The following is a 13,313-nucleotide window of genomic DNA, read 5'->3' as shown; positions in this document are numbered from 1 at the left end:
TATTCGGATGCGCGTTGGAGTCTGTTACTACCCGGAACACTGGCCTGAGTCGATGTGGGAAGACGACGCTCGCCGGATGAAAGCACTCGGCATCGAGCAGGTGCGGATCGCCGAATTTGCATGGAGCCGCATGGAGCCGTCGCCCGGCGAATACGATTGGGCGTGGCTCGATCGTGCGGTCGATGTGCTCGGCGCAGCGGGGCTGAAGGTCGTCATGTGCACGCCGACCGCGACGCCGCCGAAATGGCTGATCGACCGTCATCCGGACATTCTGCCGGTTGGCGCCGATGGGCGTCCGCGCGCGTTCGGCTCACGGCGTCATTATGATTTTTCGTCGCCGTCGTATTTCGAAGCGTCGCGCAAGATCTGCACGGCGGTGGCCGAGCGTTACGGCAAGCACCCTGCGGTGGCTTTCTGGCAGACCGATAACGAATTCGGCTGTCATCACACGGTGGTCAGCTATTCGACGGCTGCCGTGCAGCGTTTCCGCGAATGGCTGAAGGCGCGCTATCACACGGTCGACGCGTTGAATGAAGCGTGGGGCACGGTGTTCTGGAGCATGGAATACCGCAGCTTCGACGAGATCGATGCACCGGTCGCGACCGTGACCGAAGCGCATCCGTCGCATCGGCTCGATTACCGCCGTTTCGCATCCGACGAAGTCGCGCGTTATAACCGCATGCAGGTCGAGATCATTCGTGCGCATTCACCGGGTCGTCCGGTCGCGCATAACTTCATGCAGTTGTTCACCGAGTTCGATCACTACAAGGTGGCGGCCGACCTCGATATCGCGAGCTGGGACAGCTATCCGCTCGGTGCACTCGAAGAGCAATGGTTCGCGCCGGAGATCAAGGCGCGCTGGCTGCGCAGCGGCCATCCCGACTTCGCGTCGTTCAATCACGACGTGTATCGCGGCATGTCGAAGCTGCCGTTCTGGGTGATGGAGCAGCAGCCGGGCCCGGTGAACTGGGCGCTGTGGAATCCGGCGCCGCTGCCGGGCATGGTGCGGCTGTGGAGTTGGGAAGCGTTCGCGCACGGCGCGGGCTGCGTGTCGTATTTCCGCTGGCGTCAGGCTCCGTTTGCGCAGGAGCAGATGCATGCGGGTTTGAACACGCCGGATAACCGGCTGGATGTGGGCGGTAATGAAGCCGCACAGGTCGCCGATGAAATTCGCACCGTGCTCGCGGCGAATGTCGATGCTAATGCGACGATCCGTTCGAAAGTCGCTCTGGTCTACGACTACGAGGCCAAGTGGCTGTTCGAGATTCATCCGCAAGGGGCGGACTTTCATTACCCGCGCTTTGCGTTCGAGTACTACTCGGCGCTGCGCTCGCTCGGTCTCGATGTGGATGTCGTGCCGGTCGATGCGCCGCTCGACGGCTATAGCCTGATCGTCGTGCCGCCGCTGCCGGTCGTGCCCGATGATTTCGGCGCACGTCTGGCGAGTTCGGGTGCGCAAGTGGTGCTCGGTCCGCGCACGGGTTCGAAGACGGCGGACTTGCGGATTCCGGCCAATCTGCCGCCGGGTCCGTTGGCTTCGGTGCTGCCGCTGCGCGTATGGCGTGTCGAATCGATGCGGCCGAATGTGACTGAAGCGGTTCGTCTCGCGGGGCGTAGCGATTCCGATCAACAGGACGGCGTTGCACGCCATTGGCGCGATTTTATCGACAGTGATCACGCGGATTCGCTCGACGTGCGTGCCCGTTTTGCAGACGGCCACCCCGCGTATGTGCGAAGCGGCGCATTCCACTACCTCGCGAGCCTGTTCGACGACGCGCTCACCGTGCGTCTGTTCTCGCGGATCGCTCAGCACGCAGGCATTAAAACGCAGGCGCTCGGCGACGGCGTGCGGATCAGCCAACGCGGCGCGTTGACCTACGTGTTCAACTATGGCGACACCCCGCACACGCTCACCGACGTAGCCGACGACGCGCTCGTGATCGGCTCGCGTGTCATCGCACCGCAAGGCGTGAGTGCGTATCGACGATCATGACGGCCTGGCGGCCAGACGATATTCCACGCAGTAAAGAGAGTGACGCAACAGCACCACGCAAATCACGACGCACAATCAGCGCATAAAAGGAGACAGGCAGCATGAAACTGAAACCACGCAAAATTCTGATGGCACTCGCTCTGGTCGCCGCGACGGCAGGCACGTCGTTCGTCAGCACGGCGACGCAGGCCAGCACGCTCACGGTGAATATCGCGTTCAAGGGCGCGAGCCAGCGCGCGGTGTGGCAGTCGGTGATCGACCAGTTCAAGAAGACGCATCCTGGCGTCGACGTGAAGGTGTCGTTCATCGACGAAGAAGCGTACAAAGTGCAGTTGCCAGGCTGGCTGTCCACGGTCGCGCCTGATGTCGTCAACTGGCATGACGGCGAACGTATGGCGTATTACGCACAACGCGGCCTCTTTGATGACCTGAGCAGCGACTGGGCGAAGAACGGCTGGAACGACACGTATGCGTCGACCAAAGAGGCGTCGTCGTATAAGGGCAAGCAGTACGCGGCGCCGACCGTGTATTACTCGTGGGGGATGTTCTACCGCAAGGATCTGTTCGACAAGGTCGGCATCAAGAGCGAGCCGAAAACCTGGGACGAATTCCTCGACGCTGCGAAGAAGCTGAAGGCTGCCGGCATTACGCCGATCGCCGTGGCGGGTCGCGATGCGTGGACCCTTGCCGGCTGGTTCGATTATCTCGATCTGCGTCTGAACGGCAATGCATTCCATCAGCAGTTGATGGCAGGCGAGATTCCGTACACCGATCCGCGCGTGAAGAAGGTGTACACGACGTGGAAGCAATTGATCGACGCGGGCTACTTTATCGACAATTCGCTGTCGTACGATCTGGATTCGGTGCAGCCGTTCCTGTTCCAGGGCAAGGCCGCGATGATGCTGATGGGTACCTTCATTACCGGTGGTTTCCCGGCGAACGTGAAGCCTGAAATGGGCTACTTCCAGTTCCCGATTATCGATTCGAAGGTGCCGACTGCTGAAGATGGTCCGGTGGAGTCGCTGCATATTCCGTCGAAAGCGAAGAACAAAGCTGATGCGCATGCGTTCCTCGCGTTTGTCGAGACGCCGGAGATCGGCGCGCAACTGGCAACGGGGCTTGGGTCGTTGTCGGCGAACAGCAAATCGCCGGAACCGGCAGATCCGATTTCGAAGATCGGCTTCCAGATTCTTGCCAATACGAAGGGCGGTATCGCGCAGTTCTATGATCGCGATATGACGAAGGAAATGGCTGACGAAGGGATGAAGGGGATGCAGCAGTTCGTTTCCGATCCGTCGAAGCTCGATGATGTGCTGGCGCAGTTGGAGCAGACGCGCAAGCGGATTTATAAGAAGTGAGGGGGAGGGGGAGGTGCTTGCTTCCTCTGACAGCTTTGGGTGGGGTGAGTGTTGAAGCGCTGACTCTCGCCGACAGCTTTGCATGGGGTGGGGTAAGTGCGGAAGCGCTGACTTCGACCGACATGCGGTGCATGGGGCGAGAGTAAGCGCTAAAGCGCTAACTCCGACCGACAGCGTTGCATGGGGCGAGAGTAAGCGCTAAAGCGCTAACTCCGACCGACAGCTTTGCATGGGGTCGGAGTAAGCGCTAAAGCGCTAACTCCGACCGACAGCGGTGCATGGGGCCGGAGTAAGCGCTAAAGCGCTAACTCCGACCGACAGCGGTGCATGGGGCGAGAGTAAGCGCTAAAGCGCTAACTCTCGCCGACAGCTTTGCATGGGGTCGGAGTAAGCGCTAAAGCGCTAACTCCGACCGACACAGGAGAATCAATCGTGGCGCATTCCGTCAGCCGGCAAACCGTCGGCGGTCCAGTTGAACCGGGTGGCCCCGGCATGCCGGCGCCCGGCGGTGCAGTAGGCGGCCCGCCAGCTACCGCGCGCCGGCGAGGTCCCACGCCGACCGCGCGACGTCAACGACGGGCAGCCTTCCTGTTCCTCGCGCCCGCGTGCGTGATGGTCGCGATCTACGTGGTGTGGCCGATCCTGTCGACCATCCGTCTCAGCTTTTTCAACTGGGATGGCATGACCGAGCCGTCGTTCGTCGGCCTCGCCAATTACATCGAGTTGTTCCAGACGCCAACCTTCTACACCGCGTTGAAGAACAACCTCATCTGGCTGGTGCTATTCCTGCTCGCTCCGCCAATGGGGCTAGCCGTCGCGCTGTATCTGAACCAGGCCGTAGCGGGTATCCGCATCGTCAAGTCGCTGTTCTTCGCGCCATTCGTTCTGTCGGGCGTGGTGGTCGGGCTGATCTTCTCGTGGTTTTACGACCCGACCTTCGGCCTGCTCGCGGTGATTCTCGGTCACGGCGTACCGGTGCTGGGTGATCCACGCTACGCGACCTTAGGTATCGTGTTCGCTGCACTGTGGCCGCAAACCGCCTACTGCATGATTCTTTATCTGACTGGACTGACGTCGCTGAACGCCGAGCAGATCGAAGCCGCGCGAATGGAAGGCGCAAAGGGCTGGTCGATGCTGTGGCACGTGATCCTGCCGCAATTGCGGCCCACCACGTTCATGGCAATCGTGGTGACGATCATCGGCGCGTTGCGCAGCTTCGATCTGATCTCCGTGATGACCGGCGGCGGCCCGTTTGAAAGCTCGACCGTGCTCGCGTACTACATGTACGACCAGGCCATCAAATACTACAGAATTGGTTATTCGGCCGCGGTGGCTGTCGTGCTGTTCGGCATCATGCTGGTGTACATCGTTTATCACTTGCGGCGAATGCTGCGTGCCGAGCAATAAGGAGCCGATATGTTTCCGATCCCAATCGACAAATGGAAGCCGGTCACGCGCCGCGCGTACAAACTGACGTTGCCCATCGCGCTGCTGATCTGGCTGCTGCCGATGATCGCCGTACTAGTCACATCGGTGCGTTCGACCGAAGAACTCAGCGAAGGCAACTATTGGGGATGGCCGAAGCACTTCGCGATGTTCGACAACTATCGCGAAGCATTGACCACCTCGCCGATGCTGCATTACTTCTGGAATAGCGTACTGATAACGGTGCCCGCGGTGGTGGGCTCGATTGCGCTGGCGGCGATGGCCGGGTTCGCGTTGGCGATCTACCGGTTCCGCGGCAACTCAACGTTATTCGCCACGTTTGTCGCGGGGAATTTCGTGCCGGTTCAGGTGCTGATGATTCCAGTGCGGGACCTGTCTTTGCAGCTGGGTCTGTTCAATACCGTCGGCGCGTTGATCCTGTTTCACGTGTCGTTTCAGACCGGTTTTTGTGCGCTGTTTCTGCGTAACTTCATCAAGCAGTTGCCATTCGAATTAGTGGAAGCTGCACGCATTGAAGGCGCCAATGAATGGCAGGTGTTTTTCCGGATCGTCTTGCCGTTGATTCGTCCCGCGCTCGCAGCATTAGGCATTCTCGTCTTCACGTTCGTGTGGAATGACTATTTCTGGGCGCTGTGTCTGACGACAGGCGACGACGCCGCGCCTATCACCGTGGGTGTCGCCGCACTGAAAGGGCAGTGGACTACCGCGTGGAATCTCGTTTCCGCCGGGTCGATTCTGGCCGCGTTGCCATCCGTCGCGATGTTCTTTGCGATGCAGAAGCATTTTGTCGCCGGTTTGACGTTCGGGGCGACGAAAGGGTGAGTGCGGCTCGATAGCCAGTCAGCGTTCCGGGCGAAGCCAATGCATTCCGCCCGGAACGTGCAGATCACATCGCTTAACCGCAAGCCGGTGCAGCTTTCTTGCACGCATCCGCGAGTTGCGGCGGCGGGTCTTTCTTGAACACGATCTTATAAGACTCCAGCACGTTCGACTGCACCACCGGCAACGACTGCACGCCGATCCACGCGGGCGGTGTCTGTCCAATCAGCGCCTTCATCATCGCGGTTGCCTCGGCCACGCCCTGATCATACGGGCGTTGTGAACCGGTTGCCTTCAGCGGACCGCCCTTCGCAATTTCAATCGCGGACTGCAACCCCAGGTCGACCGTCGTGACGGGAATGTTCACACCTTGCGCGCGCATCGACGTGAGCGTGTCGAGCGCAGGTTGATCCCACACGGCGAATAGCCCTTTGACATCCGGATTCCCGGTCAGAAAGTCACCGGCAATTTGCCCGACTTTCGACGGATCGGTGAACGCAACCTGCTTGACCTTGATGTCGGGGCGATTCTTCGCGATCCAGTCGTTGACGGCCTTGGTGCGCTCCGTCGTGCTGAAGTAATCCACGCCGAAATTCACGAGACCGATCGTCGCGCCTTTCGGCACGCACGAGGAAAGCACCTTCGCGGCGATCTGGCCGTTGCCTTCGCTGTCTGCGGAAATCATCGCGGCATATTGCTCGGGATGCTTCAGGCCGGTCGGCACGTTGTCCATGAACACGAGCTTGATGCCCGCTTCGGACACTTTCTTGTAGGTCGCCGCAGTCGCGGTGCCATCAACGGGAATGGAGATGATGCCGTCGGGATGGCGTTGAATCGTGTTCTCGATATCGGCAATCTGCTTGTCGACCTGATATTCCGCCGACGCGGTGCCGATCACTTCGACGCCGTATTTCTTCAGCGTGTCGGTGATGCCTTGTACCTGCAATTGCGACCAGTCGAGGTTCATTGTCTGCATCGAGATACCGACCTTGAACTTGCCGGCCTTGATCTTGGCGATGTCGGCATCGGTCAGCTTCACTGCGTCCACGGACGCCGCTTTTTCACCGTTTGGCCCTTGCCCGACGATGTTTTTCGGTCCGATCGATCCCGTCGGCAGGCTCGTCACGCATTGCGCGTAGACGCTCGACGAGAGCAGTGTCGCGACGGCGGCCGCCGCGACGGCACTGGCTAATACCTTGCTTGAACCACGACGATGTTTCATGAGTCTCCTCCGTTGGTCTTCATGTTTGTGCTTCACGTCCGTGTCAGGTCAAACTCCGCTTTCACTTTCTGGTAAACGCCACCGCCGCCACAATAATCACGCCCTTGATCACCAGTTGCAGCGATGAACTGACGCCAAGCAGAACCAGCCCGTTATTCAGCGTGCCGATAATCAGACTGCCGAGCAGCGTGCCGAGTACAAAGCCGCGTCCACCGAACAGGCTGCAACCGCCGAGCGTCACCGAAGCGATCACATCGAGTTCCATGCCTTGCACGACGTCGGGTCGCGCCGCGTGCGAGCGCGCGGAGAGCACGAGCGCGGCGAGGCCGGCGAGTGCGCCGGTCAGGATGAACGCGAGCGTCGTCACGCGCCGCGTGTTGATACCCGAGTACAGCGCGGCGGTCGGATTGCCGCCTGCCGCGTAGATCTGCCGTCCGAATACGCTGTAGTGCAGCAGCAGAATGCCGGCGATCACCGCGAGCACGGTCCAGATGATCGGCACCGGCACGCCTGCAATATCGCCTTCGCCGAAAATCGCAATGAACGAGTCGTTGGTGATGATCACAGGCTTCGTGGTCGTGACCATCAGTGCAAGACCGCGCGCCGCGCTCAGCGTGCCGAGCGTCACGAGAAACGACGGAATGCTCAGCCGCGTGGTCACGACACCGTTAATGGCGCCGACAATCGCGCCCGTGCCAATGCCCGCTATCGCGCCGATGACCCAGTTGTCACCGACATACGACATTGCAAGCGCCGCCGACATGCCGGACAGCGCGAGCGTCGAACCGACCGACAGATCGATCTGCCGCGCGATGATCACGAACGTCATGCCGATCGCGATGATCGACACCAGCGCGGTCTGCCGGCCGATGTTCAGGAAGTTGTCGATGGAAAGAAACCACGGCGACGCGAAACTGAACACGACCAGCAGAATGGCGAAGGCGCCGTACAGCGCATAAGGGCGGTCGCCTTGCAGCAGCAGTTGCGCGATGCGCCGCATACGGCTCTTCTGTGCCGGCAACGTCTGCCGGTCGGTGGCCAGTGGCGTAACAGAATCGTTCATATTGCATGCGTCCTGAGGGGAGTCTCCTTGGAGGACTCGATGGAAGAACGGGACAATTGAATCTGATGATGAAGCGCTTCGGCGCTGGCGACTTCAGCGCGCTCGACGGTCTTCACGATGCGGCCGTCCGCGACGATCGAGATGCGGTCGCACAGGCGCAGAAGTTCGTCGAGATCCGACGACACGACGAGCACGCCGGTGCCCGCCTGCGCGGCGTCGTTGACCACGCCGTAGATTTCCTCGCGCGCGCCGACATCGACGCCGACCGTGGGTTCGTCCAGAAGAAGGAGTGCCGGGCGAGGGTGGTTCCACTTCGCGAACACCACTTTCTGCTGATTTCCACCGGACAAAAACTTGACCGCCGTCGATGAATTCGGCGCTTTCACGGACAACTCTTTCATCGAGCGTTTCGCCTGCTGCACAGCCGCCTGGCTGCGCAGCCATCCCCAGCGCGAGAACTGCGGCAGGCGCGGCAAAGTCAGATTGCGTTCGATCGAATGATCGAGCACGAGTCCTTCGAGATGACGGTCTTCGGGCACTAACGCAATACCGCGTTGGATCGCGCGAGCGGGCGTCAGATCCTGGCGGGCATGACCGTCGAATTCGATCGCGCCTGTGTCGACGGAGCGAAGGCCGAAAATGGTTTGCAGAATCTCGGTGCGTCCGCTGCCGATCAAGCCGGCGAGCCCATGTATCTCGCCGCGACGAACCACGAGGCTCACCTCGTGCAACCGGTCGTTGCTGACGTTCGACATGGCCAGAACAGCCGCGGCCTCGTCAGTCACGCCCGGAGTCTCTACCCCGCTCACCGCGCGATTGCTCGCCGCGACGCTAACGCCTACCGCTGTCTTCTCGCGCGCCTGTAACGCCGCATGACCGGGACCGACAATGGCCGCGACCAGTTGCTTCATATCCGTTTGCGCGGTGTCAAACATGCCGGCATTCGAGCCGTCGCGAAACACGGTCACACGCTGTGAAATTCTGAACACCTCGTTCAGCCGATGCGTGACATAAATTACGCCGACGCCGCGCGCGGTCACCGCATGAATCGCGTCGAACAGAATCTGTTCTTCGCCACCGGTCAGTGCGGAGGTGGGCTCATCGAGAATCAGCACGCGCACGTCGCCCATCAATGCTTTGCAAATCTCGGTCATTTGCCGATACGCGAACGGCAGCGCACTCACCGGCGTTTTCGGATCGAGCGGGATGCCGTGCGAGCGGAGAAATTCGCTAACGGTCGCCATCAACTGCCGGTTCCTGACGAAGCCGAGCCGCGTACGAGGCTCACGTCCCAGCATCAGATTCGCGCCCACCGACAGCGATTCGACCAGACTGAGGTCCTGATACACCACGGCGACGCCCGCATCGCGCGATTGCTTCGGTGTGTCGAACGCGACCGTGCGGCCTTCGATCTCGATCACACCCTCGTCATGACGGTGGACACCGCTGAGTATCTTGATCAGCGTGGACTTGCCCGCGCCGTTCTCGCCGAGCAGCGCGTGGACTTCGCCGGGCAACACTTCGAGGTTGACGCCGCGCAACGCTTGCACGCCACCAAAACGCTTGGTGACGCCCGCCACGCGGATCAATGGAACCTGAGGCGATGACGCGGCCGTGACCGCTACCGGCTCACTCATCTGGCATGTCTCCTTCGTCTAGGCGACGAACTTCTTTTCTTTGTAAGACGTGTGAAGCAGACGTCGTGTTGTGATCTTCGCATCATGAATATGGTGCGTCAATAACATTTATGGCGTTTTACAGCGGTTAAGTGCTCGCTTATGTAACGATTGAGTCGTGATGCTTGTGATGATTCTATCAATCGTTGTAGCATCAGTGCTAACAAAATGTCGGCGGCTGTTGTGCGTCGCATCAAATTTCTGGACGTTTTATGCCCGAAGCCCCTGCTTTGTCTTCCTCGCTTTCTTCGTCGGTCGTGGCGTTGCGCGGCGGTCCGCTCGCTCACGCGCAGCGCAATCCCGGCATGCCGTTCGACGCGTCGTGGCTAGACAGCTTGCGTGTCAATCAATCAGCGGTCGAGCGGCGCACTGCCACGCTGGTCACGCGCCGCAGCGTCAAGAAAGAGGCGCAGGCGGCGTGGCTGCTCAAGGCGGTGACCTGCATCGACCTGACCACGCTCAATGGCGACGATACCGAAGGCCGCGTGCGTCGCCTCTGCGCGAAAGCGCGGCGGCCGGTGCGCGCCGATCTGCTTGACGCGCTGGGTATCGCGCCGCAAGGCATCACGACGGGGGCCGTGTGCGTTTATCACCGGTTCGTCGCGGCTGCGGTCGATGCGCTGCAAGGCAGCGGCATTCCCGTCGCGGCGGTATCGACGGGCTTTCCTGCGGGGCTGATTCCGCATCCGCTGAAGTTGAAGGAGATCGAGGCGTCGGTGGCGGACGGTGCGCGGGAAATCGACATCGTCGTGACGCGCGAATATGTGCTGACCGGCAACTGGCAGGCGCTCTACGACGAAGTGCGCGATTTTCGCGAAGCTTGCGGCCCCGCCCATCTGAAGACGATTTTGGCGACCGGCGATATTCGCACGCTGTCGAATGTGGTGCGCGCGTCGATGGTCTGCATGATGGCGGGCGCGGATTTCATCAAGACATCGACGGGCAAGGAGGGCGTCAACGCGACGCTCGACGTGTCGCTCGTGATGGTGCGCATGATCCGCGAATACCAGCAGCGCACCGGCGTGCCGATCGGATTCAAACCGGCGGGCGGTGTGTCGAGCGCGAAGTCGGTGCTGTCGTATCAGATCCTGATGAAAGAAGAGTTGGGCCGCGCGTGGCTCGAACCGGACCTGTTCCGGATTGGCGCGTCGAGCCTGCTGGCCGATATCGAACGGCAACTCGAACATTACGTGAGCGGTCGTTACTCCGCTTTCAACCGTCACCCCGTAGCCTGAACAGAAGACCGATCCCATGAGCGTAGCCGAGTATTTTTCATCGATGGAGTACGGTCCCGCCCCCGAGGACGATCAACCCGCGCGCGCATGGCTCGCTCAGCATGAGGCGCGCTTCGGGCATTTCATCGGCGGTGCGTGGAGAGCTCCGGAAGCGGGCGAGCGCTTCGTCTCGCACGCGCCCGCGACCGGCGAACGGCTTGCCGATATCGCCCAGGGCGATGCCGCCGATATCGACGCCGCCGTGGCTGCCGCACGCGCGGCGCAGCCTGGCTGGTTTGCGTTGGGCGGCGCGGGGCGCGCGCGGCATCTGTACGCGTTGGCGCGAATGGTGCAACGGCACAGCAGGCTCTTTGCGGTGCTCGAAGCGCTCGACAACGGCAAGCCGATCCGCGAGACACGCGACATCGACGTGCCGCTGGTCGCGCGGCACTTCCTGCATCACGCAGGTTGGGCGCAGTTGCAGGACAGCGAGTTCGCCGACCATGCGCCGCTCGGCGTGGTCGGTCAGATCGTGCCGTGGAATTTCCCGCTGTTGATGCTCGCATGGAAGATCGCACCCGCGATTGCAATGGGCAATTGCGTCGTGTTGAAGCCTGCTGAATACACGCCGCTAACGGCGTTGCTGTTTGCCGAACTCGCGCATCGAGCGGGCTTGCCCGCAGGCGTGCTAAATGTCGTGACCGGTGACGGTCGGACGGGCGCAACGCTGGTCGAGCATCCCGAAGTCGACAAGATCGCCTTTACCGGTTCGACGGAAGTCGGACGGCTGATTCGCCAGGCCACGGCTGGTTCGGGTAAATCGCTGACGCTCGAACTCGGCGGCAAGTCGCCCTTCATCGTATTCGACGACGCGGATCTGGACGGCGCGGTGGAAGGTGTCGTAGATGCGATCTGGTTCAACCAGGGGCAAGTGTGTTGCGCGGGTTCGCGATTGCTCGTTCAGGAAGGCATTGAAGCGCGCTTTATCGCGAAGCTGAAGCGGCGCATGGAAACGCTGCGGGTGGGTACGTCGCTCGACAAGAGCATCGACATCGGCGCGATTGTCGACCCGGTACAACTCGAACGGATCCAGTCGTTGGTGGAAATAGGTCGAAGCGAAGGTTGCCCGGTCTGGCAATCACCCGCAACGACGCTGCCTGCGGGCGGCTGTTTTTATCCGCCGACACTCGTGACCGGGGTTGCGCCTTCTTCCACGCTCGCGCAGGAGGAAATCTTCGGCCCGGTGCTGGTGACGATGAGCTTTCGCACGCCCGATGAAGCCATCGCGCTCGCGAACAATTCGCGCTACGGGCTTGCTGCGAGCGTGTGGAGTGAAACGATCGGCCGTGCGCTCGATATTGCGCCGCGCCTTGCGTGCGGCGTCGTATGGGTCAACGCGACCAATCTGTTCGATGCGGCGGTGGGCTTCGGCGGTTATCGCGAATCGGGCTACGGCCGTGAAGGCGGACGTGAGGGCATCTACGAATATCTGAAGCCGCGTGCATGGCTCAATCTTTTGCAGCGTGAAGCGAAGCAGGCGGCCGTTGTCGATACGGCTTCTCTCGATGCGCCACTTGCGAACGTGACGTCGATCGACCGGACCGCGAAGTTGTTTATCGGCGGCAAGCAGGTGCGGCCCGATAGCGGCTATTCGTTGCCGGTTCGTACGCCGGATGGCACGCCCGTCGGTGAAGTGGGCGAGGGTAATCGCAAGGACATTCGCAACGCGGTCGAGGCGGCGCGCGCGGCGCAGAAATGGTCGCAGGCGAGTACGCACAATCGCGCGCAGGTGTTGTTTTATCTGGCGGAAAACCTGGCGGTGCGCGCGGATGAGTTCGTACGTCAGTTACAGATCAGAAGCGGGATGACGCAAGCGTTGGCCCAGACCGAAGTGGAGGCATCGATTTCGCGTCTGTTCACGTACGCCGCATGGGCCGACAAATTCGACGGTGCAGTGCATACGCCACCGTTGCGGGGCGTGGCGCTGGCCATGCATGAACCGCTCGGCGTGATCGGCATTGCGTGTCCCGACGAAGCACCGTTGCTCGGTTTCGTTTCGCTGGTTGCGCCGGCGCTGGCGATGGGTAATCGCGTGGTCGTGTTGCCGAGCGCGACATCGCCGCTGACGGTCACCGATTTTTATCAGGTGGCGGAAACCTCGGACCTGCCGGGTGGTGTGCTCAATATCGTGACCGGGGAGCGCAGCGCGTTGCTGCCGGCGCTCGCAAAACACGATGATGTCGACGCCGTGTGGTGCTTCGGCAATGCAGCGGACTCGACGCTGGTTGAGCGCGAGTCGACTGGCAATCTGAAGCGAACCTTCGTCGATTACGGCCGACAGTTCGACTGGTTGAACCCATCGAGCGAAGGCCGGCCGTTTTTGCGCCAGGCCGTCCAGGTGAAGAACATCTGGATACCTTACGGAGACTGACGGCAGTCTGCATCAGTATCTGAACGACCTGCACGCCAGCCAGACAATGGAGGAGACAACGTGCTGAAGAATCTGGATCTGCTGTTGGACG

9 protein-coding genes are annotated in these 13,313 nt (G+C 61.0%); 6 read left to right on the top strand and 3 right to left on the bottom strand.

What is annotated here, in order from left to right; all coding sequences use genetic code 11:
• Positions 1-7 precede the first annotated feature (7 nt).
• The 4 genes from LMG28727_RS09225 (at position 8) to LMG28727_RS09210 (ending at position 5,619) form a co-directional block, all read left to right on the top strand.
• Positions 8-1,993 (top strand): beta-galactosidase, encoded by a 1,986-nt coding sequence (locus LMG28727_RS09225; RefSeq protein ID WP_201641998.1) that lies wholly within the window; start codon positions 8-10, stop codon positions 1,991-1,993.
• A 101-nt stretch (positions 1,994-2,094) separates the two neighbouring features.
• The gene (locus LMG28727_RS09220; protein ID WP_201641997.1) at positions 2,095-3,351 is read left to right on the top strand and encodes an ABC transporter substrate-binding protein; all 1,257 of its coding nucleotides are present in this window, start codon (positions 2,095-2,097) and stop codon (positions 3,349-3,351) included.
• 432 nt (positions 3,352-3,783) lie between these two features.
• On the top strand, positions 3,784-4,758 hold the full coding sequence (locus LMG28727_RS09215; protein WP_201641996.1) for a carbohydrate ABC transporter permease: 975 nt from the start codon (positions 3,784-3,786) through the stop codon (positions 4,756-4,758).
• Positions 4,759-4,767: 9 nt separating this feature from the next.
• Positions 4,768-5,619 (top strand): carbohydrate ABC transporter permease, encoded by an 852-nt coding sequence (locus LMG28727_RS09210; RefSeq protein ID WP_201641995.1) that lies wholly within the window; start codon positions 4,768-4,770, stop codon positions 5,617-5,619.
• Between the two features lie 73 nt (positions 5,620-5,692).
• On the opposite strand, the gene LMG28727_RS09205 is transcribed toward LMG28727_RS09210, so the two are convergent.
• From LMG28727_RS09205 to LMG28727_RS09195, 3 genes are all read right to left on the bottom strand, one after another.
• Positions 5,693-6,838 (bottom strand): substrate-binding domain-containing protein, encoded by a 1,146-nt coding sequence (locus LMG28727_RS09205; RefSeq protein ID WP_201641994.1) that lies wholly within the window; start codon positions 6,836-6,838, stop codon positions 5,693-5,695.
• 61 nt (positions 6,839-6,899) lie between these two features.
• Positions 6,900-7,901, bottom strand: coding sequence for an ABC transporter permease (locus LMG28727_RS09200; RefSeq protein WP_201641993.1), 1,002 nt, complete (start codon positions 7,899-7,901; stop codon positions 6,900-6,902).
• The gene (locus LMG28727_RS09195; protein WP_201641992.1) at positions 7,898-9,538 is read right to left on the bottom strand and encodes a sugar ABC transporter ATP-binding protein; all 1,641 of its coding nucleotides are present in this window, start codon (positions 9,536-9,538) and stop codon (positions 7,898-7,900) included. The genes LMG28727_RS09200 and LMG28727_RS09195 overlap by 4 nt, the downstream gene beginning before the upstream one ends.
• A 251-nt stretch (positions 9,539-9,789) precedes the next feature.
• On the opposite strand from LMG28727_RS09195, the gene deoC reads away from it, so the two are divergent.
• Both deoC and LMG28727_RS09185 read left to right on the top strand, forming a co-directional pair.
• Entirely contained in the window at positions 9,790-10,812 is a 1,023-nt protein-coding gene (gene deoC, locus LMG28727_RS09190) for a deoxyribose-phosphate aldolase (RefSeq protein ID WP_201641991.1), read from the top strand.
• Between the two features lie 16 nt (positions 10,813-10,828).
• On the top strand, positions 10,829-13,222 hold the full coding sequence (locus LMG28727_RS09185; protein ID WP_201641990.1) for an aldehyde dehydrogenase family protein: 2,394 nt from the start codon (positions 10,829-10,831) through the stop codon (positions 13,220-13,222).
• The last annotated feature ends 91 nt before the right edge of the window (positions 13,223-13,313 follow it).

Source organism: Paraburkholderia metrosideri (assembly GCF_904848625.1).
GTDB classification, from domain to species: Bacteria; Pseudomonadota; Gammaproteobacteria; order Burkholderiales; family Burkholderiaceae; genus Paraburkholderia; species Paraburkholderia metrosideri.
Note: the sequence above shows the minus strand (reverse complement) of the source record. Positions and strands in the feature narration are given on the sequence as shown.

Coding starts and splice junctions, on each gene's coding strand:
- LMG28727_RS09225 (WP_201641998.1), top strand. CDS start 8: ATGCGCGTTGGAGTCTGTTACTACCCGGAACACTGGCCTGAGTCGATG.
- LMG28727_RS09220 (WP_201641997.1), top strand. CDS start 2,095: ATGAAACTGAAACCACGCAAAATTCTGATGGCACTCGCTCTGGTCGCC.
- LMG28727_RS09210 (WP_201641995.1), top strand. CDS start 4,768: ATGTTTCCGATCCCAATCGACAAATGGAAGCCGGTCACGCGCCGCGCG.
- LMG28727_RS09205 (WP_201641994.1), bottom strand. CDS start 6,838: ATGAAACATCGTCGTGGTTCAAGCAAGGTATTAGCCAGTGCCGTCGCG.
- LMG28727_RS09200 (WP_201641993.1), bottom strand. CDS start 7,901: ATGAACGATTCTGTTACGCCACTGGCCACCGACCGGCAGACGTTGCCG.
- LMG28727_RS09195 (WP_201641992.1), bottom strand. CDS start 9,538: ATGAGTGAGCCGGTAGCGGTCACGGCCGCGTCATCGCCTCAGGTTCCA.
- deoC (WP_201641991.1), top strand. CDS start 9,790: ATGCCCGAAGCCCCTGCTTTGTCTTCCTCGCTTTCTTCGTCGGTCGTG.
- LMG28727_RS09185 (WP_201641990.1), top strand. CDS start 10,829: ATGAGCGTAGCCGAGTATTTTTCATCGATGGAGTACGGTCCCGCCCCC.